This window comes from Nonomuraea roseola, from assembly GCF_039535395.1.
In the GTDB taxonomy this organism is placed as follows: Bacteria; Actinomycetota; Actinomycetes; order Streptosporangiales; family Streptosporangiaceae; genus Nonomuraea; species Nonomuraea roseola.
The window spans coordinates 322,991-342,811 of record NZ_BAAAXC010000014.1 but is presented as its reverse complement, the minus strand read 5'-3'; the positions used below and the strand labels follow the sequence as shown (position 1 = coordinate 342,811).

General features: G+C 70.4%; 21 protein-coding genes. 10 read left to right on the top strand and 11 right to left on the bottom strand.

Features of this window, described 5'->3' with window-relative positions; all coding sequences use genetic code 11:
• Nucleotides 1–10: 10 nt before the first annotated feature.
• Complete coding sequence (locus ABFX55_RS19895) at nt 11–1,279, top strand: sensor histidine kinase (protein ID WP_346123088.1); 1,269 nt, start codon at nt 11–13, stop codon at nt 1,277–1,279.
• Between the two features lie 11 nt (nt 1,280–1,290).
• A complete protein-coding gene (locus ABFX55_RS19890; RefSeq protein ID WP_346123086.1) occupies nt 1,291–1,935 on the top strand; it encodes a response regulator in 645 nt (214 codons plus the stop codon).
• 72 nt (nt 1,936–2,007) lie between these two features.
• Here the strand turns inward: ABFX55_RS19890 and ABFX55_RS19885 are convergent, their stop codons facing one another.
• A complete protein-coding gene (locus ABFX55_RS19885) occupies nt 2,008–2,952 on the bottom strand; it encodes an alpha/beta fold hydrolase (RefSeq protein WP_346123085.1) in 945 nt (314 codons plus the stop codon).
• Nucleotides 2,953–3,075: 123 nt separating this feature from the next.
• A complete protein-coding gene (locus ABFX55_RS19880; protein WP_346123083.1) occupies nt 3,076–3,816 on the bottom strand; it encodes a VOC family protein in 741 nt (246 codons plus the stop codon).
• 295 nt (nt 3,817–4,111) lie between these two features.
• Here ABFX55_RS19880 and ABFX55_RS19875 point away from each other — a divergent pair, with 295 nt between their 5' ends.
• The 7 genes from ABFX55_RS19875 (at nt 4,112) to ABFX55_RS19845 (ending at nt 11,934) form a co-directional block, all read left to right on the top strand.
• Nucleotides 4,112–5,137 (top strand): LacI family DNA-binding transcriptional regulator, encoded by a 1,026-nt coding sequence (locus ABFX55_RS19875; protein ID WP_346123082.1) that lies wholly within the window; start codon nt 4,112–4,114, stop codon nt 5,135–5,137.
• Nucleotides 5,138–5,144: 7 nt separating this feature from the next.
• Nucleotides 5,145–6,749, top strand: coding sequence for an FAD-dependent oxidoreductase (locus ABFX55_RS19870; RefSeq protein WP_346123080.1), 1,605 nt, complete (start codon nt 5,145–5,147; stop codon nt 6,747–6,749).
• A 30-nt stretch (nt 6,750–6,779) separates the two neighbouring features.
• On the top strand, nt 6,780–8,042 hold the full coding sequence (locus ABFX55_RS19865) for an ABC transporter substrate-binding protein (protein ID WP_346123079.1): 1,263 nt from the start codon (nt 6,780–6,782) through the stop codon (nt 8,040–8,042).
• Between the two features lies 1 nt (nt 8,043).
• Entirely contained in the window at nt 8,044–8,985 is a 942-nt protein-coding gene (locus ABFX55_RS19860) for a carbohydrate ABC transporter permease (protein ID WP_346123077.1), read from the top strand.
• The gene (locus ABFX55_RS19855) at nt 8,975–9,805 is read left to right on the top strand and encodes a carbohydrate ABC transporter permease (protein ID WP_346123075.1); all 831 of its coding nucleotides are present in this window, start codon (nt 8,975–8,977) and stop codon (nt 9,803–9,805) included. Before ABFX55_RS19860 ends, ABFX55_RS19855 begins: the two co-directional genes overlap by 11 nt.
• A gap of 2 nt (nt 9,806–9,807) precedes the next feature.
• Nucleotides 9,808–11,676, top strand: a complete 1,869-nt coding sequence (locus ABFX55_RS19850) for a hypothetical protein (protein WP_346123073.1) — start codon at nt 9,808–9,810, stop codon at nt 11,674–11,676.
• A gap of 120 nt (nt 11,677–11,796) precedes the next feature.
• Nucleotides 11,797–11,934 carry a hypothetical protein gene (locus ABFX55_RS19845; protein WP_346123071.1) on the top strand — a complete coding sequence of 46 codons (138 nt, stop codon included), beginning with the start codon at nt 11,797–11,799 and terminating at the stop codon, nt 11,932–11,934.
• 32 nt (nt 11,935–11,966) lie between these two features.
• On the opposite strand, the gene ABFX55_RS19840 is transcribed toward ABFX55_RS19845, so the two are convergent.
• The 8 genes from ABFX55_RS19840 to ABFX55_RS19805 all read right to left on the bottom strand — a co-directional run bounded on the left by ABFX55_RS19840 (nt 11,967) and on the right by ABFX55_RS19805 (nt 17,278).
• The gene (locus tag ABFX55_RS19840; protein WP_346123069.1) at nt 11,967–12,527 is read right to left on the bottom strand and encodes an NUDIX domain-containing protein; all 561 of its coding nucleotides are present in this window, start codon (nt 12,525–12,527) and stop codon (nt 11,967–11,969) included.
• Between the two features lie 114 nt (nt 12,528–12,641).
• Nucleotides 12,642–13,427: a DeoR/GlpR family DNA-binding transcription regulator gene (locus ABFX55_RS19835; protein ID WP_346123067.1), complete on the bottom strand. Its 786-nt coding sequence runs from the start codon at nt 13,425–13,427 to the stop codon at nt 12,642–12,644.
• Nucleotides 13,428–13,472: 45 nt separating this feature from the next.
• Entirely contained in the window at nt 13,473–13,943 is a 471-nt protein-coding gene (locus ABFX55_RS19830) for an SAM-dependent methyltransferase (protein WP_346123065.1), read from the bottom strand.
• 15 nt (nt 13,944–13,958) lie between these two features.
• Complete coding sequence (locus ABFX55_RS19825) at nt 13,959–14,402, bottom strand: hypothetical protein (RefSeq protein WP_346123063.1); 444 nt, start codon at nt 14,400–14,402, stop codon at nt 13,959–13,961.
• A gap of 56 nt (nt 14,403–14,458) precedes the next feature.
• Nucleotides 14,459–15,256, bottom strand: coding sequence for an ABC transporter permease (locus ABFX55_RS19820; RefSeq protein ID WP_346123061.1), 798 nt, complete (start codon nt 15,254–15,256; stop codon nt 14,459–14,461).
• A complete protein-coding gene (locus ABFX55_RS19815) occupies nt 15,253–16,020 on the bottom strand; it encodes an ABC transporter permease (protein WP_346123059.1) in 768 nt (255 codons plus the stop codon). Before ABFX55_RS19815 ends, ABFX55_RS19820 begins: the two co-directional genes overlap by 4 nt.
• Complete coding sequence (locus ABFX55_RS19810; RefSeq protein ID WP_346123057.1) at nt 16,013–16,927, bottom strand: ABC transporter ATP-binding protein; 915 nt, start codon at nt 16,925–16,927, stop codon at nt 16,013–16,015. The genes ABFX55_RS19815 and ABFX55_RS19810 overlap by 8 nt, the downstream gene beginning before the upstream one ends.
• 60 nt (nt 16,928–16,987) lie before the next feature.
• Nucleotides 16,988–17,278 carry an antibiotic biosynthesis monooxygenase gene (locus ABFX55_RS19805; protein WP_346123055.1) on the bottom strand — a complete coding sequence of 97 codons (291 nt, stop codon included), beginning with the start codon at nt 17,276–17,278 and terminating at the stop codon, nt 16,988–16,990.
• A 60-nt stretch (nt 17,279–17,338) separates the two neighbouring features.
• On the opposite strand from ABFX55_RS19805, the gene ABFX55_RS19800 reads away from it, so the two are divergent.
• Nucleotides 17,339–17,971: a TetR/AcrR family transcriptional regulator gene (locus ABFX55_RS19800; protein ID WP_346123053.1), complete on the top strand. Its 633-nt coding sequence runs from the start codon at nt 17,339–17,341 to the stop codon at nt 17,969–17,971.
• A 105-nt stretch (nt 17,972–18,076) separates the two neighbouring features.
• On the opposite strand, the gene ABFX55_RS19795 is transcribed toward ABFX55_RS19800, so the two are convergent.
• A complete protein-coding gene (locus tag ABFX55_RS19795) occupies nt 18,077–19,699 on the bottom strand; it encodes an ABC-F family ATP-binding cassette domain-containing protein (protein ID WP_346123051.1) in 1,623 nt (540 codons plus the stop codon).
• Nucleotides 19,700–19,821: the final 122 nt, after the last annotated feature.

Genomic DNA, 19,821 nt, shown 5'->3' with positions numbered 1-19,821 from the left:
AGCTGTACGCGTGGACAGGCGAGCGTTAGGCGGCTTCGAGTCATGGCGGATGCTGATCACCGCTTCTGTGCGGGGACGAGCGGGGCGCGAGCTGGCGTACGCGCTGCTGATGCCGCTGATGGCAGGTCTCGGCCTCGTCTACCTGCTCGTCGTGCTGTTGGGCGTCATCGCGACGGCCAACGTCGTCGGGGTCCCGTTCCTCGCGCTGTGCGTGGTGGGGGCGAGGGGGCTCGGCACCGCAAACCGCGGGCTGGCGCGCACGCTGGCAGGGGAACAGGTGCCGGCTCCCGCTCCTTTCCGCTCCCGGCCTGGACCGCTCAACCGGCTCGCGGCGGCGCTGGGTGACGTCGTGGGATGGCGCGCCGTCATCCACGGCCTGGTCCGCCTTCCGACGGCGGTTCTCGCCTTCGCGGTCGCCGCGGGGCTGTGGGGGTATGGCCTGCTCCTTCTCAGCTGCCCGCTGTGGTGGCGGATCGCTGCCCTTCCCACCATCGCCCCCACCACCTGGCCGGATGCGCTGCTCCTGAGCGCGGCGGGAGTGGCGCTGCTGCTCCTCGCCCCCTGGGGCGTGCGCCTGGCGCTGGTTCCCGAGCGATGGCTCGCCAGGACCCTGCTCGGACCCGCCCCTGGCGCCGCTCGGATCCGCACGCTGGAGCAGACCCGGGCGCTGGCGGTGGACGATGCCGCCGCCGAGCTCCGCCGGATCGAGCGCGACCTGCACGACGGGACGGCGGCGCGCCTGGTGGCGCTGGCGATGCGCCTGGGCATGGCGCAGGAGGAGCTGTCCGAAGCGGACCGCCCTGAGCGGCTCGAACGCGCTCGCGGCCTCGTCGACGGCGCGCATCGCGAGGCCAAGGAGACGCTGGCCGAGCTGCGTGTCCTGACCCGCGGCATCCACCCGCCCGCCCTGGACAAGGGGCTCGAGATCGCCCTGGAAACGCTCGCCGCGCGCAGCCCGATCCCCGTGGCGCTCGAGGCCGACCTGCCCGAGCGGCCGTCGCCCGCCGTCGAGAGCATCGCCTTCTTCTGCACGGCCGAACTGCTGGCCAACGTGGCCAAGCACAGCGGCGCCCGGCGGGCCGCGGTCGGGTTACGGACCCGGGCAGGCCTGCTCACCCTGCTCGTGCGCGACGACGGCAAGGGCGGCGCGATGATGGACGCCGGATCCGGTCTGCGTGGCCTCGCCGACCGGATACGGATGGTGGACGGCAGGCTCGACATCCGCAGCCCGGCCGGAGGACCTACGACGGTCACCGTCGAACTGCCCCTGCACATCTGAACGGAAGCCGCATGCGCATCGTGATCGCCGAGGACGCCGTGGTGCTCAGAGACGGCCTCCGCCTGCTGCTCGCCTCCCGGGGCCACGAGGTGGTCGCCGCCGTGGGCGACGGCGAGGCCCTGCGGGCCTGCGTGGACGAGCACCGTCCCGACATCGCGGTGGTCGACGTGCGCATGCCGCCCTCCCACACCGACGAAGGACTGCGCGCCGCCATCCAGATCCGCGGCGACCATCCTGACCTGGGCGTGCTGGTGTTCTCCCAGTACATCGAGACGCGCTACGCCGCGCAGCTGCTCGCGGGCGGCGCCCGCGGGGTGGGTTACCTGCTGAAGGAGCGCGTGGCCGACGTCAGGGACTTCCTGGCCGCCCTCGACAGGATCGCGGCGGGGGAGACCGTCCTCGACCCGGAGGTCGTCACCCAGCTCATGGGCGCCAGCAGGCGCGGCGACGTCCTGGGCACGCTCACCGCCAGGGAACGCGAGGTGCTGGCGCTGATGGCGGAGGGCCGCTCCAACAGCGCCATCGCCGATGCGTTGTTCCTCTCCTACGGCTCGGTGGAGAAGCACGTCACGCAGATCTTCACCAAACTCGGCCTGCCTCCCTCGGACGGTGACCACCGCAGGGTGCTCGCCGTCCTGCACTACCTGCAGGCCTGACGCGCCACGCCCGTGCCTGCCTGCCGTGGCGCGGGAGTGAAGAAAGCTGCCGCCTCATCGTCGCTTGCCAGATCAGTCCAGCCAGTCGGCGACTGTCGCGACGTAGTCGCGCGTCTCCGACAGGGGCAGGAGGTGCCCGGCCGAAGGGAAGGTGCGGTGCGCCCAGTCGGGGCGGCGAGCGGCCACGTCGTCGACGGTGGTCGTGGTGACCAGCTTGTCCTGCGCCCCGGCCAGCAGCAGCGTGGGCATGCCGAGCTGGTCGATCATCCGGTGGGTTGCATCCCGGTTGATGTAGAGGCTGGACACCACCGAGGCGAAGGCCGCGATGGCGTCATCGAGGCGGCGCGGGTCAGTAGCCCGAAGCTCGTCGATCAGCAAGGCCAGCATCTCGGGCGAGAGCCGTTCGAGGTCATCACCGATCACGCCGCCCGACCAGGCGCCGGGATCGGCGTAGGCGCGCAGCTTGAAATCGATCACACGCTGGCCCGTCACCCGCAGCACGCCCCGCAGCAGTCCGGGCCCGATCACGAGCAGCGGGCGGCCCAGAACACGCCAGAAGGTGACCTCGTCAGGCGGGATCGGGCCGGGCAGCGCCGGGCAGGCCAGGACGAGACGATCGACCCGGTCCGGCGAGGAAGTCGCGAAGTGCACCGCGACCAGGCCGCCCATGGACCAGCCGTGGGTGACGGTGGCCTTGAGCCCCATGCGGCCGGTGAACGCTCGCAGAAAACGCGCGCTCAGCTCGGCCTTGGACGCGCGCGGGTGCGGTGAGTCGGTGTGGCCGAACACCGAGCCAGGCAGGTCGGGCGCGATCACCGGACCGTGGGCGCTCAGCTCGGCGATGGTGTCCATCCACATCGACGCGCTACCGGCCATGGGGTGAATCAGCAGGTGGGTGGGCCCGCCCTGGTCCTCGCCTGCGCTCAGGTAATGGACCTTGGTACCGGAGACGTCGATCGCCTGGCTCCGGATCCCGGCCCACCGTGGGGAGCGCTCGCCCCAGTCCGCATACCGCACGCCTTCAGCCTGCCACGCAGGGCCTGAAGCGTGGACCCGATCGGGGTGTCGGGAAAGATTGTCAGAGAGGATCAGAGACACTCTCTGACCACCCGTCGCTGTCCGTGACTGGAAGGCTCCGCGTCAGCCCCGACCGAGGACGCAGAACTCGTTGCCCTCCGGGTCGGCGAGGACGATCCACGGGACGTCGCCCTGGCCGACGTCGGCGGGCGTCGCGCCGAGGGTCTGCAGCCGAGCCGCCTCCGCGGCCTGTTCGTCAACGGGGTTCGGCAGCAGGTCGAGATGGACGCGGTTCCACACGGTCTTCACACCGGGCGTTGTGCGGCGGAACTCAAGATACGGTCCGACGCCCTTGGCGGAGCGCAGCATCGCGTGATCGTCGGTCACCTCGTGCAGGGCCCAGTCGATCGCCTCGCCCCAGAACCGGGCCATGGCCCGCGGGTCCGCGCAGTCGACCACCACCGCGGCGATCGGCCCGGTATCCCGGTAGATCTCCCGAGGCTCCAGCACGCGGAACACGTTGCCCTCCGGGTCGGCCAGGACCGTCCACGGGACGTCGCCCTGGCCCACATCGGCGGGCGTCGCACCGAGCTCCTTCAGGCGCGCGACCAACTCCGTCTGATGAGCCGCAGAGGTGGTGGCGAGTTCGAGGTGCACGCGGTACTTCACCGTTTCGGGGTCCGGGACGGTGACGACATCGATGTAGAAGGCGGCAGGGTCCGGCCAGACGAAGCCCTCGGGCTCGAGGTTGGTCACGCCGGGTCCCTCGCTGGAAAGCCCCCAACCGAGCCCCTCCGCCCAGAACCGGCCGAGCGCCGAGTCATCCCGAGCTTTGAAATTCGCCTGAACAAGAGTCAGTGCCATGCCGCCTTACCTTATGCCCAACAGACAAACCAGGAGGAACCACGTTTTCGGTTCTACTGGCGGTAAGGGATCTCGTCTCGCCCGGCGGTCGCCCGGCGCCGGAATCATCGTCGACCAGGCGTAGCGGCAGGCCTCACGATCGCCATGCGGTGTTCGCCGAACGAACGGGGCCGGAGGCGATCGTCGTCGGCGGGAAGCACGCTGCTAATACGAATTAGTTGGGCGATTACCCCTTGACGCCCCGTTGTGCCCGGTTACACAATGACCGCACTAATACGCATTACCAAGACGACGGGTGATACGCACAGTGACTCCTTCCGGGCGGCGTCTGACGCAGCAGGACATCGCACGCATGGCAGGTGTGAGCCAGACGACGGTGTCCCTGGTGCTCAACGGGAGGGCCGAGGGCGAGGTGCGGATCTCGCCCGAAACCCGCGACCGGGTGCTTCAGGTGATCAGGGAGACCGGATACGTGGCCGACCCCGCGGCGCGCCGTCTCGTCGAACGCCGCAACCGCATCTACGGCGTGTTCACCTACGAGGCCGTCTTCCCCGCGGAGAGCGCCGACTTCTACCACCCCTTCCTGGTCGGGATCGAGGAGTGCGCCGAGGAGGCGGGCTGCGACCTGCTGCTGTTCACCAGCGCCAAGGTGGAGCAGGGCGAGCGGCGGCGGATCTTCAGCGCGGAGAGCCGGATCCGGCTGGCGGACGGATGCGTCCTGCTCGGCCGGACGATCGACCGGGACGATCTGTCCAGGCTGCTGTCCGAGGGCATCCCGTTCGTCTCGGTCGGCCGCCGCGACGACGCCGGCGGGCCGGTGCCGTACGTCGGGGCGGACTACCCGCCGGCAGTGCGGGCCCTGGTGAAGCGGGCGGCGGCGCTCGGGCACCGGCGTATGGCCTACGTCGGGACGGGGCAGGGCGCCGAATCCTACGCCGACCGGCTGCGCGGTTTCACCGAGGGGGTGTCCGCGGCCGGCCTCGAAGGCGTGCACCTGGAGGAGGCTGACCACCTGTTCGGCTCCGGCGCCACCGTCGTGTTCGCCGAGGAGCTGGCCGACGGCGCGGCCATCGCCGAGATCGCCAGGACTCGCGGCCTGAACGTGCCGCGCGACCTTTCCATCGTCGCGCTGGGCGCCCGCACCAGGCCGGTGTCCACCGACATCGACTTCGCCGGCTTCCGCATCCCCCGGCGGGAGATGGGCCGCAGGGCCGTCGAGCTGCTCACCCAGGTGCTGGAGCACGGCGGCGTCCCGCAGGAACTGCTGGCGTGCGAGCTGGTCGAGGGCTCGACGCTGGCACCCGTCCATGATGAGAGGTAATCCCTACGTGGTTGAGATATCGGCAGACGCGCTCGTCGTCGGCGGCGGGCTGGGCGGCGTGGCCGCCGCGCTCGCATTGCTGCGGGCGGGCCGCTCGGTGGTGCTCACCGAGGAGTACGACTGGCTGGGCGGTCAGCTGACCAGTCAGGCGGTGCCGCCGGACGAGCACACCTGGGTGGAGCGGTTCGGCGTCACGGCGAGCTATCGCGCGCTACGCGACGGCATCCGGCGCTACTACCGCGACCATTACCCGCTCACCGAGCGGGCGCGGGCCTGGCGGGAGCTGAACCCGGGAGCGGGGCACGTCAGCAAACTGTGCCACGAACCCCGGGTCGCCGTCGCGGTCATCGAGGCCATGCTGGCCCCGTACCGGGGCTCGGGCAGGCTGCGCGTGCTGCAGCCGTACCGGCCGGTCGGGGCCGAGGTGGACGGCGACCGCGTCACGGCCGTGCGGCTCGCGCACCGGGACGGAGACGCGCAGATCACCGCCGTGGCGTCGTACGTGCTGGACGCCACGGAGACCGGCGAATTGCTGCCGCTGGCCGGGGCGGAGTACGTGACCGGCTTCGAGGCGCAGGGCGACACCGGGGAGCCGAGCGCCCCCGCAGTGGCGCAGCCGATGAACATGCAGGCCGTGTCCGTGTGCTTCGCGATCGACCACGTGGACGGCGACCACACCGTGGACAAGCCCGCCTCGTACGACTTCTGGCGCGCCTACCAGCCGCCCTTCTGGGGCGACCGGCTGCTGTCATGGCGCTGCCCGAGCCCGCGGACGCTGGAGATCGTGGAGCGTTCCTTCACCCCGAACCCCGGCGACGACCCGCGCCTGGTGGAGGCCGATCAGCGGGTCAACCCGGGCGACGGCAACCTGTGGACCTTCCGCAGAATCGCCGCCCGCGACAACTTCGTGCCCGGCGCCTACGAGAGCGACATCACGCTGGTCAACTGGCCTATGATCGACTACCTGGAGGGCCCGGTCATCGACGTGCCGGACGCCGACCAGCACCTGGCGAAGGCCCGCGAGCTGTCCCTCTCGGCGCTGTACTGGCTGCAGACCGAGGCCCCCCGCCACGACGGCGGGACCGGATACCCAGGTCTGCGGCTGCGCGGCGACGTCACGGGCGGGGCCGACGGGCTCGCCCAGGCCCCCTACATCCGCGAGTCCCGGCGCATCCGGGCCCTGACCACCGTCACCGAACAGGACCTGTCCGTGGCGGTACGCGGCGACAAGGGCGCCGTCTCCTATCACGACTCGGTGGGCGTGGGCATGTACCGCATCGACCTGCACCCCTCGACCGGCGGCGACAACTACATCGACGTCGCCTGCTCCCCGTTCGAGATCCCTCTCGGGGCGCTGATCCCCCAGCGGATGACCAATCTGCTGCCCGCATGCAAGAACATCGGCACCACTCACATCACCAACGGCGCCTACCGCCTGCACCCGGTGGAGTGGAACGTCGGCGAGGCCGCCGGCGCGCTCGCCGCTTTCTGCCTGGACCGTGCAACCACGCCGCACGCCGTGCGCGCGAGCGAGCGGCTCCTGGCCGACTACCAGGACCGGCTCACCCGAGACGGCGTGGAGCTGCGCTGGCCCGACGTCACCGGTTACTGACGCCGCAATCACGCCAGAAGGAGAACCCCCATGAAAGCACCAGGGAAGCTGGCGGCCCTCTCGCTGACCGCTCTCCTCGCGGTCACCGCCTGCGGCGGCGGCGAGCCCGCGCCAGCCGCACAAGGCCCGCAGCCGCTGCGCATGTCGATCTGGACCTCCAACGAGGCTCACCTGAAACTGTTCAACGAGATCGCCGCCGAGTACCGCAAGTCCCACCCGCAGGTCGGCGAGATCACCTTCGACCCCATCCCGTTCGAGAACTACACGACCACGCTGACCACGCAGATCGCCGGCGGCAACGCCCCCGACCTGGCGTGGATCCTGGAGAACTCCGCCCCCGACTTCGTCGGCTCAGGCGCCCTCGTCCCGCTCAAGAGCAAGATCGAGAACGCGGGCGAGCTGGTCCCGGCCGCCACCCGGCTGTGGGAGCGCGACGGAGAGCTGTACGCCTACCCGTTCTCCACCTCGCCCTTCGGCGTCTTCGTCAACACCGACCTGGTCAAGGCCGCAGGCCAGAAGATGCCACGCGAGCTGATGAAGGCCGGCCAGTGGGACTGGGAGCACGCCAACGAGATCAACAAGGCCGTCGCGGCGAAGGGCGAGAACGGCCTGACCATTCTCAACTTCGACTACAAGGCCTGGGACAACCTCGCCACCGTGTGGCAGGGCTGGGGCGCCAGGGCATGGAGCGACGACGGCGGCACCTGCCAGTTCAACGCGCCCGAGATGGTCGAGGCGATGACGTTCCTGCACAAGGCGATCTTCACCGACAAGTCCATGCCGGGGCCGGGCACCGCCGTCGACTTCTTCTCCGGCGACACCACGATGGCCGTGGCCCAGATCTCGCGCGCCGCCATGCTGGAGGACGCGACGTTCACGTGGGACCTGGTGCCGCTGCCCGCCGGGCCGAAGGGCGAGTACGCGGTCATCGGCCAGGCCGGGATCGGCGTGCTGAAGAAGTCGCCGAGGGCCGAGCAGGCCACCGACTTCCTCACCTACTTCACCAACGCCGCCAACTCCGCCAAGCTGGCCGCGTACTTCCCGCCCGCCCGCAGTTCGCTGCTGACCGCCGACACCATGGCGAAGACCAGCCCCATGCTGAACGGCGAGCAGCTGCAGGAGGTGGTGGTCGACGGCATCCAGAAGGGCGTGGTCAAGCCCTCCCACACCGGGCAGGCCGAGCTCGCCCAGACCGCCAGGGCCGCGCTCGACCCGCTGTGGAAGCCGGACGCCGACGTCAAGGCGGTGCTGGACGGCGTGTGCGCGAAGATCCAGCCGCTGCTGGGCGGGTGACGTGGCGGCGACGGACCTCCGCGACCGGGTGGCCGTGCGCGCCGCCACCCGGACCCGTCCCTTCTGGACCATCCCCCGGCGCGACGCCCTCGTCGGCTACCTGCTGATCTCGCCGCAGCTCGTGGGAAGCGCGCTGTTCGTCCTGCTACCGCTCGGCCTGGTCGTCTACTACAGCCTCCAGGAGTGGAACGTGCTGGCGAGCACGTTCGAGTACGTCGGCGGCGCGAACTACGCCAAGCTGCTCGCCGACCCGAACATGGGGCAGGTGCTGACCGGCACCGCGCTCTTCTCGGTCGGCCTGGTCGTGCTCAACCTCACCCTCGCCCTGACCCTGGCCATCCTGCTCAACCAGCGGCTGGCCGGCACCACGTTCTTCCGCACGCTGTTCTTCTCTCCGGTGCTGGTGTCGCTGGTCGCCTGGACCATCGTCTGGCAGTTCCTGCTCCAGCAGGACGGCGGCGTCAACGGCCTGCTCGGCGTGGCGGGCGTCGAGGGTCCCAACTGGCTGCGTGGCGAGACCACCGCGCTGCTGTCGGTCATCGTGGTCCAGGTCGTCAAGAACGTCGGGCTCAACATGGTCCTGTTCCTGGCGGCGCTCCAGGGCGTGCCGCGCCAGCTGTACGAGGCCGCGCAGCTCGACGGCGCCGGCGCCTGGACCCGGTTCGCACGCATCACGGTGCCGCAGATCAGCCCGACGATCCTGCTCACGTCGATCATCACCGTGGTCGGATCACTGCAGGTGTTCGCCCAGATCGCCGTGCTCACCCAGGGCGGGCCCGGCATGTCCACCACGGTCCTCGTCTACTACCTGTATCAGCAGGCCTTCCAGTTCCGGCACCTCGGCTACGGCGCCGCCCTGTCGGTCCTGCTGTTCCTGATCGTCGCGGCGCTGACGCTGCTGCAGTGGCGACTGCGCCGGAAGTGGGTCTTCCATGAGTCGTAAGCTCAGGCTCGGGCTGTATGCGCTGCTGTGCGTGTTGTGCGTGCCGTTCGTCTTCCCGACGTGGTGGATGGTCACCTCGTCGGTGAAGCCGATCAGCGACATCTTCGCGTTTCCGCCCGCGCTGGTGCCCTCCAGGTTCGACTTCTCCACCTACGGCCGGGTCTTCGAGCTGCAGCCGTTCGGGCAGCAGTACCTCAACAGCCTCTACATCGCGGCGGTGGTGACCGTCGGAACGATGGCGGTGGCCGCGATGGCCGGCTACGCCTTCGCCCGCATCCGCTTCCCCGGCCAGAACATGCTCTTCCTGGTCGTGCTGGTCGGATTGCTGATTCCCAGCGAGGTGACGATCGTCCCGCTGTTCCAGATGTTCCACACAGCGGGGCTGACCGACACCCACTGGCCGCTGATCCTGGTGCCGATCCTGGGCGCGCCCAGCGTGCTGGCGACGTTCATCATGCGGCAGTTCTTCATCACACTGCCCGGCGAGCTGGAAGAGGCCGCCAGGGTCGACGGGCTCGGCCGCTTCGGCACCTTCTTCCAGGTGGCGTTGCCGCTGTCCAGGCCTGCGCTCGGCGCCGTCGCCATCTTCACGTTCCTGCACTCGTGGAACCTCTACCTCGAACCCATCGTGTTCCTGTCCACCCCGTCGAAGTTCACCCTGCCTCAGGCGCTCACCCAGTTCGTCGACGCCTACGGCTCGCCCCTGTGGAACGTGCAGCTGTCCGCCGCCACGATGACCGCACTGCCCATCCTGGTCGTCTTCGTGCTGGCCCAGCGGCAGTTCATCGAGGGGCTCGCGCACACCGGTCTGAAAGGTTGACCATGCTCTCCCGCCGCACCCTCCTCCGAGCCGCCGCCCTGCTCCCGGCCGTTCCCGCGCTCGCACCCGGCACCGCCTCCGCGGCCGTCCCCGATCTGGCGCCGCTGCCCTCTCTGAACCGCACGTTGTTCGCCCCCCACGAGCAGCGCTTCGCGCGGTACCTGGCCACCCTCGCGCCCATGGTCAACGACATGGACGACACCGGCTTCTTCGCCGGCGGCTGGTGGCGCTCACCGTCCGCGCCGTACAACGCCCGCGTGCAGGAGCACGTCTTCACACTGGCCTGGTTCTACGCCAACGCCCGCCCGTGGAATCCGTACACAGGCAACGCCGACCTGCTGGCGGCGCTCGACGCGGCTCTCGGCCACTACCTGTCACTTCAACACGGCGACGGGTCCTTCCCCGAGTACAACCGTAACGAGCACGGCTTGGCCCCCACCGGGTTCGGCCTGGGCTACCTCGCCAAGACCCTGGGGATCCTGCGCGTGGCGGGGGCGCTGCCCACCCGGCAGTCCCAGCTCAGCGCCGCGTTACGGAGGGCCATGACCTGGTTGCTGAACCCCGCCAACCGCACCGTCTGGCAGGAGCCCCTCCGCTACTCCAACCAGACCGCCTCGGGTCTGGCCGGGGCCGCGTTCGCGCTCAAGCTCGACCCCGACCCCGACCCCGCGCTCGCCGCGAGCCTGACCGAGGCGTTCGCCCGGATCGCCTCGACCGGTGTCAGCCCCGCCGGCTTCTTCCACGAGGAAGGCGGCCACGACATGAACTACAACTTCGAGGTCATGCTCCCCGAACTGGCCGACGCCTACCACCACAGCGCGGACCCGCACCTGGTGGACATGGCCCGCGCGTTCACCGGCTTCCTGTCCTACAACCTGCTGCGCGAGCCTGACGGCGCCGGGTACCTGGTCAACGTCGCCCCCTCCACGCGCACCAGCACCCGCTGGTACGACGAGGTCAGGCCCGACCCCGACAGGACTGCGCTGAACTGGACGTTCACCCGCCAGGTGCCGCTGCTGTCGGCGTTCATGACCGCCCGCGAGGACCTGGCCGAGAGCCGCGCCGCCTGGGCCGCCTCCACCGAACCGGTGACGCCGCTCGCCAAGCAGGACACCTCGCCACGCATCCTCACGCACGGCCTGTACGGTGAGCGGTTCCCCAGCCGGCGGCAACGGGCCGCCGCCATCGCGGACCTGCCCTATCTGGCCTCACACGACTTCGTCGAACTGCGCAGGGACGGCGGCCAGGACTTCCTGTACGTCCGCAAGCCCGGCCTGTACCTGGGCGGCTACTTCGGCGCCCGCGCCTCCCGCGGTCGCACCGGACTGACCTTCCTGTGGCATCCCGAGGCCGGCACGATCATCTGCGGGCTCAACGACAACAACTACGCCTGCTGGTCCACCGTCTTCCCCGGCCAGGCGCCCGACTCCAACGGCTCCCTGCAGGCCACCTACTTCCACGGCGCCCCAGGCGGCAGGGAATGGACCGGCGGCCGGGCCCCTGCCGCCCTCGGCATCCGCTACGGCAACGCGAACGTCACCACGGACGTCCTGGTCACGCGCCGTACGATCCAGCGTACCGTCAGGGCGAACGCCGCCGCCACCGAGCAGATCCCTTTCGTCCTCCAGCCTGAGGACGTCCTCACCTTCACCGACGGCACGAGGGCCACGTTCGGCGGCACGACCACCGCCACCGCCGACGGCTTGGACGTGCGCAGGGGCCGCACCACGATCCGCTTCCGCTGGGGCACCCCCCTGCAGGCGACCATCGCGGCGGGAAGCGTACGTTACTTCCGTGACGGTGCCCGCCGCTTCCATGCCCTCCGCGTCCCTCACCAGGGCACGTTCGACCTCACGGTCATCCTGGGCTGACGCGGCCCCATGGGCTCCGCCCACTGTCCCGCCGTCCAGTACGGGTGACGGGCGGACGGAAGCTCCGCTGGCCAGCCGCGGGCAGGTGCCGGATGATGGCGACCAGGCGACGAGGTCCTCGTGATCATCGCGCCGGTCATGCTCGGCGACGGCGTCCGGCTCTTCGACCACCCGGGCGGGACCAACGTCAGGCTCGAACGCCTCAGCCTGGGCGAGGTGCCGCACGCGACCAACCTCTGGTTCCGCGTGCTCCGCTGAGCTCTGCGCCGGGGCGTACGGCCGAAGCGGGTTCACACGGGGCGGAAGGGGCCGTCCAGGGCTGCCCACTGGAGGAGCATGATGGTCTTGGCGTCGAGGATGGCGCCGTCGCGGATCATCGTGAGCGCCTGGTCGAAGGGCAGCTCCACGGTGGTGATGTCCTCTCCCTCCGCGGCGATCCCTCCGCCGTCGGTGGTGGCGGTCGCCTGGCCGTACGGGGCGGCGAAGAAGTGCAGGCGCTCGGTGACCGAGCCGGGGCTCATGTAGCTGTCGAAGACGTGCTCGGCCGTACCGACGGTGTGCCCGGTCTCCTCGGCGGCCTCCCTGCGGATGGCCTCCTCGGGGCTGTCGCCGTCGAGCAGTCCTGCGGCGGTCTCGAGGAGCATCCCGTCGGGGTGCCCGTTGACGTAGGCGGGCAGCCGGAACTGGCGGGTCAGCAGCACGGTGCGACGGCTGGTGTCGTAGAGCAGGATCGTGGCGCCGTCGCCACGGTCGTAGTTCTCCCGCTGCTCGCGGCTCCAGTGGCCATCGCTGTGCTGGTAGTCGAAAGTGGTCTTGCGCAGGACGTACCAGTCGCAGGAGAGCACCTCCACGTCGGTGATCCGTACCCGCGGGTTGCCGGTCAGGTCGCGGCCGTACCGTTCCAGGCCGGTACGGCCGCGCCGATCGGGGATGTCGATGCCGGGGGGCGTTCATGACGTCACTCCTCAGATCATGGCGACGCGGACGCCCGCGTCAAGCAGGGCTCGCAGGGTCTGCGGACCGCCCGGGTGGGTTTCGGGGTCGTCGGCGGCCGCGTCGGTGACGAAGGCGTCCACCGCGCCGAGGTCGGCGACTTTGCTGAAAGCCCGTACACCGAGCTTGGTGGCGTCGGCGACCGCGATCGTGGTGGCGGCCTGGGCGAGGCCCGCCTGCTTGACGGCCGCGTCGTCGAGGGAGAACTCCGACCAGCCGTGCTCGGCGTGCACGCCTCCGATGGACATCACGAAGCGGTCGAAGGCCAGCGACTCCAGCGTGCGCAGCGCCAGCGGGCCGACCAGGGAGCGCTCGCCCGGACGGGAACGGCCCCCCACCACCAGCAGGTCGATCCCGGGACAGTCGGCGAGGCGCAGCGCCGCCTGCAGGCTGAGCACCGCGACCGTGAGGGGCGCGCGGCCGGCCAGATGCTCGGCGACGTGCACGGTCGTGGTCCCGGCGTCCAGCAGCACCCGCGAGCCCGGCTCCACCATGGCGGCCACGTGCGCGCCCAGACGGTCCTTCGTCGCGGCCTGCCATGGCTCTCGTACGGAGAACCCCGCCTCCTCCTCGCGCGAGCGGGTGGCGACGGCGCCGCCATGCACCCTGCGGACCAGACCCTGGCGCTCGAGTGCGTCCAGGTCCCTGCGCACCGTCATCTCCGAGACGCTCAGCCGCTGGGCCAGCTCGGAGACGGAGATGCGCCCTGATCCCTGCACCAGCCGCAGGGTCAGGTCCAGACGGTCGGTGACACCCATGCCTCCATTTCTAACACATGAATGTTCGAATGAACATTCAGATGGTCAGTAGTAGCGGCTCATGAGCCTGGTGGCCCAGGCCGGCTGGACGACCGGATGACGGGGCGCGAACTCGGCCAGGTACGGCTTGACGTCCAGGACAGGTGAGCCCGAGAGGGCGTCCAGGTCGGCGACGTGCAGGTTCAACCCGTCCACGGCGAGCAGCCTGCAGCGGGAGACGCCGAGGCGGTTGGGGCGGTACGGCCCGCGGTGCGCGAAGACCCCCACGGGTGCCGCGTCCGGGTTCCCCCTCGGCGGACGGGGTTCGCCGCGCACGTCGGCCGGGTCGATCCGGTCGAAGAAGAAGACGACCTCCAGGTGAGAGAAATGCTCCAGGCCGAGCACCGCCGACGCGGTGAAGGACTCGCCGTCGAGCCGGATCACGGCCCGGACGTCGTGCCAGTCGTCCTCGAACATCTCGCTGCGACCGCCGACGACCTGGCCGATGGGCCGCAGGGTCACGGTGTCCGTTGTCATGGTGATCTCCAATGCCTAGCTTCGCCCGGTTTTCGCGTGGAACCTACCGCTCAGCTCGAACCCGTCCCTGACACTCATCGCCATGAGAGTCAGGCTGACCGCGCCCACGAGCAGCTCGACCGCCTGGACCAGAACGAAGGCCGTGGTGAACGGGGTGCCGGCGGACAGGTAGAACGCCGAGGGGGTCAGCACGAGCAGCCCGAGGCCCGCGATGACCAGCATGCGGCGTCGCTTGCCGTCGATCCGGGCGCCGGATCGGTTTCCGGCGATCGAGAAGCCGCTCGCTCCGGTGAGCGCCAGCGCGGGGATCAGGACGATGAGCCCCCACGGGATCGCCTGTTTCACGGTGACCACCAGCTCGTGCGAGCCGAACAGCTCGACGAGCACGGTGGAGATCCAGGAGGTGAGGAGGGTGAGGAACCCCGCGAGACCGGCGAGGGGGTGCAGCTGTCTGAGCATGGTCGAGTCGCTTTCGGGTCAGAGGGGAGAGGAGGACACCGCGGTCTGAGCGCGCGCTAGGGGCGGCCGAGGGTGCCGCGGCGCTTGGCGAGGTGCTCGAGCCGGTTGAACAGCAGCACGCCGGCGGCCGTGATGAGCAGCGGCTGGGTCAGCAGCCAGCCGAGGCCCCAGCCGGTCGGGAGGGTGGCCAGGGAATGGCCGCCGAGCAGGATGTCGCGCATGGCCTCGATGCCGGGCGCGATGGGGACCAGCAACCGGCTGAGGGCGGCGACGGGGTCGGGCATGGCGGCAAGGGGGACCAGGGTGCCGCCGGCGATGGCGTAGACGGCCACGGACAGCTGCGTGATGATCTCGATGCGCCTGAACACCAGAGTCAGCCCGCACAGGATCAGAGCCAGTCCGCAGGTGCCCAGCACGATGGCGGCCAGCGGCACGATCACCTGCGCGTCGAAGGGCACTCGCCCGCCCTGGACGGTGATGGCGGTGGCCCCGGTGGCCAGGACGGCGAGGGCGGTGGGCAGGGCCGAGATCACGGCGGCGACCTGACGGCCGAGGATGCTCGCGGCTGAGGGCAGCGGGGTCAGGTAGGTCTGTTCCAGCACGCCGGACTGGATGTCGCCCAGGTAGCTCCAGAACACCCGGTTGACCTGCTCGTGGATGAAGGTCAGGGCCACCATGCCGAGCAGCACCGGCAGCAGCAGGTCGGCACGCAGCTGCCCGCGTCCCATGAACAGCACGATGAGCAGGTAGAACAGCGGAAAGGTGATCATCTGGATGAGGTTCTCGCGCCATCCGGCGACGAGGTTGAGCAGGCCCTTGCGGACCTCTGCGGCGAATCCGCGTGCGAAGGTCATGACGACGCCTCCAGGGCTCGGCGATGGTTCCGGACGAACAGCAGGCCGCCGGCAGCGGTGAGCGCGAGGGTGTGGGCGATGAGCCAGGGCAGGGTGCCGCCGGTCCAGATCTCGGCCACGGTCCTGCCCTCGAACAGGGTCTGGGCGATCGCCTCGATGCCGAGTGTGGTGGGCAGGACCCTGGCGAGAGCGGCCAGCCAGTCCGGATAGAGGGCCAGCGGCAGGAACGAGCCGTTGAGCAGCAGCACCAGCGAGGTGAACAGCGACTGCAGAGCGCCGATCATCGGGGAGACCAGGGCGAGGGAGGCCAGCATGAAGGTGAAGGCCAGCACGTTGATCCCCAGCAACATGGCGGGCAGGAGCGCCGCCCAGCGCAGCGGGATCGTGATCCCGGCCGTCAGCATCGGGACGAGAGCGGCGACGACGGCCACCGCCAGGCCGAACACCGAGGCGGTGATCAGCCGGCCGAGCATCGGCAGCCACGGGGGCGCAGGGGTCATCTGCGCCTGGGCGAAGGTGCCGGCCCGCTTCTCCTCGATGAGATCGGCCACCATCACCAGGCCGGCGTACTGCAGGAACCAGTATCCGCCGATCGCGACCAGGGTCTGCGGCAGCACGTCCTGCCGCAGCTCACCCTGGCCCAGTACGAACTGCAGGCCGAGGTACATCATGGTGCTGATCAGCAGCGTGATGACGTGTCCGATCGGATGGGCCAGCTGAACCCGCAGTCCCTTGCCGATCTCCGCGCCCAGGACATCAAGCATGGGACGCCTCGTTCACCAGAGCGAGGAACACATCCTCCAGGTCGGGCTGCACCTGGGTCAGCGACTCCAGGACGACCCCCTGCGCGCGCAGGCGCTCGACCACGTCGTACACCTCGCGCGGATCGTTCACCCGCACGCTCATCGTGGTGACGCCCTCGCGGGTGACGGCGTCGAACCCGGCGGGGGCCGCGCCTTCGATGCGGATCTCGTACTTGTCGCGTTCGCGGAAGCCGGCCAGCAGTTCGCGCGTGGGCAGGTCGGCGACGAGCCGTCCCTGGCGTATGACGGCCACCCGGTCACACAGCTCCTGGACCACGTCAAGCTGATGCGAGGTGAGCAGGATGGTGGTGCCCAGCTCGCGGGCCAGTTCGGCGATCCAGTCCTTGACGACGCGGGTGGCCTCGACGTCGAGGCCGAGCGTCGGCTCGTCCAGCAGCACGATCGGCGGATCGGCGATCAGAGCGGTGGCGATCGCGACCTTCTGCTGCATCCCGCGCGAGAAGCCGCCGACCCTGTCGTCGCGGCGCTCCCACAGCCCCAGCCCGCTCAGCAGGTCCTCGGCCCGCTCTCTGACCTGGGCCTTGCGCAGGCCCTTGAGCCTGCCGAAGTACATCAGGTTCTGCCAGGCCGACAGGCTCCAGTAGACGTTGCGCGAGCCCTCGAGCACGGCGCCGAACTGGGCCATCGCGGCCGAACGCTGCCGGACCACGTCGAAGCCGCCCAGCCGGACCTGGCCCGAGGTGGGGGTCAGCAGGCCGGCCAGCATCTTGATGGTGGTGGTCTTGCCCGCGCCGTTCGGTCCCAGGAAGCCGAAGACCGATCCGGCGGGGATGTGCAGCGACACCTCGTCGACCGCCCGTACCTGCGCCGAGCCGTACACCTTCGTCAGCGCGTCTATCTCGATCATGTCGTCTCCTCGATTCGGGGGAGCCCCGGCCCCGGGGGTTCCGGGACCGGGGCCAGGCGGTCAGAGCTCGTCGAGCACCTCGATGTCCTCCGCGGTGACCTCGCGGGCCACCGCGAACGCCGCGACGGCCGCCGCGGTGCCTGGCAGTGCCTGGCGGGCCGCCCGCAGGCTGGCGGCCGAATCCCAGCGCCAGACGCCGACCCACGTCTCGTCGTTGATCCGGCCGAGACGCGCCTCGGCGAGGCCGGACATCGCGGCCCTGGTCGCGGAGACCAGGGCCGCGTGCCGGGCCCGGACCTGGTCGGCGTCGGCGGGATCGGCCTGGAAGCGGGTGACAGTGATGAGCGACATGGCTGGACCTTATTTCTAGAGTTGACTTCTAGCGAGTTAATCTAGAGATAGACTCTAGCTATGAGCGATGTCAAGCGGACGAACAAGCGGGCGCAGAAGGCAAAGGAGACGCGCCAGCGCATCCTCGCGGCGGCACTGGAGCTGTTCGTGCAGGACGGATACGGCGCGACGAACCTGCAGGACGTCGCCGACAAGGCCGGTGTCGCGGTGCAGACGATCTACTTCGTCTTCGGCAACAAGCGCGCCCTGCTGAAGGAGCTGGTCGACGTCACGATCGCCGGTGACGACGAGCCGGTGGCCACGATGGACCGGCCGTGGTACGCCGCCGCGCTGGCCGCCGACACCGCCCAGGACATGGTGGGCGCCTACGTCGCGGGCACGACCTCGGTCCTGGAGCGGGTCGCGCCGATCGGCCGGGTCCTGGAGGCGGCGGTGGCGAGCGACCCCGAGGTCGCCGCTCTGTGGCCGAACGACGTCGATCCGCGTTACGTCGTGCAGCAAGGGGCGGCCAAGGCTCTGGTCGCCAAGCCGGGCGCGCGGGCCGAGCTGTCGGCGGAGGAGGCCGCCGATCTGCTGTACGGCCTGCTCAGCCCCGAGCTGTACCTGCTGTTCGTGCAGGAGCGCGGCTGGCCGCGTGAGCGCTGGGAGCGGTGGGCCGAGCAGACCCTGCGCGCCCAGCTCTGCTCCGGTTAGCTCGGCAGGCACGTCCTCACGGCGGCCCGAGGGACCCGCATGCCGCGACGAGGAGCGCGGCTACCGCCGTGAGGACGTGGGAATCCGTCGCGGCCGGCTCCGCGGTCAGAGGTGGAGCCGCGGCCAGGTCGCCGTGTCGCGCAGCAGTTGCCTGTCGTGGGTGGCCAGCACCACGGCGGCGCCCGTCATGGCCAGCGCCTGCGTCAGCTCCTCCACCAGGGCCATCGACAGGTGGTTGGTCGGCTCGTCGAGCAGCAGGAGGTGTGGTCGCGCGCCCAGCAGGACGGCCAGGTCGAGCCGCCGTTGCTGGCCGACCGACAGCTCGCTCACCGGCCGGTGGGCGGCCCCGGAGGGGAGCAGTCCGAGCTGCGTGAGCCCGAGCCGCTCAGCCTCCTCGAGCTCGCCCGAGCTGACGAGCCGGCCCATGGCGGCGTCGTAGACCTCGAAGGCACGCCGCCGCGATGGTGGCGGCGACTCCTGCGCGAGCACCCCCACCCGTGCCCCCCGCTTGCGCTGCACGGTCCCCGAGTCAGGTGCCAGCGTCCCAGCGAGCACGGCGAGCAGGCTCGACTTGCCGCAGCCGTTCGGGCCGGTCACCGCGAGTCGGTCACCGGCCCGCAGGAGCACCGAACGAGGCGATGGGATCCTGCCGTGCACCATCACCTCGTCGGCCCGCAGGAGCGTGGCCCCCTGCGGCGCGTCCAGTCGCGGCATCTGGAAGCGCAACGGCGGCTTGGGAACGTCGAGGACGTGGGCCTGGAGTTCCTCCTGCCGCCGGTGAACCGCCCGCACCAGGGCCGGCGCGCGGGTGGCGCGCGTGTGCTTGCCGGTTCCCTTCTCCGGCCGCCACCCGGTGGACAGCCGGTTCTGCGCCGTGGAGAGGTCCTGGGCGAGCCGCTGCCGCTCGCTCTGCTGATCCCGGTACTCGCTCTCCCATCGCTCCCGCTCGGCGCGGTGGCCCTCCCGGTAGCCCGCGTAGCCGCCGCCGTAGGTTCGGGGACGTCCGTCACTGGTCGGGTCGAGGTCCAGCACCGCGGTGACGATGTCGGCCAGCAGCGCGCGGTCGTGGCTGACCAGCACCACCCCGCCCTGATGCTCACGGAGCCTGGCGGTCAGGTGGTCGAGACCTCCTGCGTCGAGATGGTTGGTCGGCTCGTCCAGCAGCAGAAGATCGTGCCCCGCGCCCAGCAGGCAGGCCAGCCGGATCCGGTAACGCTGGCCGACGGACAGCTCGGCCAGCGGACGGGTTCGGTCGTCCACCGCACCGAGAGCGGCCAGTGAGATGTCGACGCGGCGGTCGGCGTCCCAGGCGCCGATGGACTCGGCGGCCGCGAGCGCGTCGGCGTAGGCCTGCTCGGCGCCGGGGCGTTCTTCGACGAGCGCGAGCGTCGCCGACTCGAAGGCAGCAAGCACGGCGCGTACCTGGGCGAGTTCGAGATCGATCAGTTCGCCGACGGTGCGGTCGCCGTCGATCGGCATCTCCTGGTCGGCGACGCCCAGCGTGCCGGCCCTGTGCACCGAGCCGGAGTCCGGAGCCAGGGTGCCGGCGAGCACCTGAAGGAGCGTGGTCTTCCCGCGGCCGTTCTCGCCGACCACCCCGAGCCGATCGCCAGGGGAGACGGTCAGGTCCACGCCGGTCAGGACCGGTTGGCCGCCGCGGGAGAGGTGCAGGTCGGTGGCGTTGAGATGGGCCCGCGCACGAGCCGGTAGAGCGATGACGGTGGACATGCTTCCTCCGAGAGCAGGCTCCCGCGCGCCTCGGCACGACACGTGGCGTGGAGACGGGGAACCCGGAGATGAGGGACGACGACAGGCATGCTCGGCCGCGCCCGGAATGCCCGCTTGTCGGG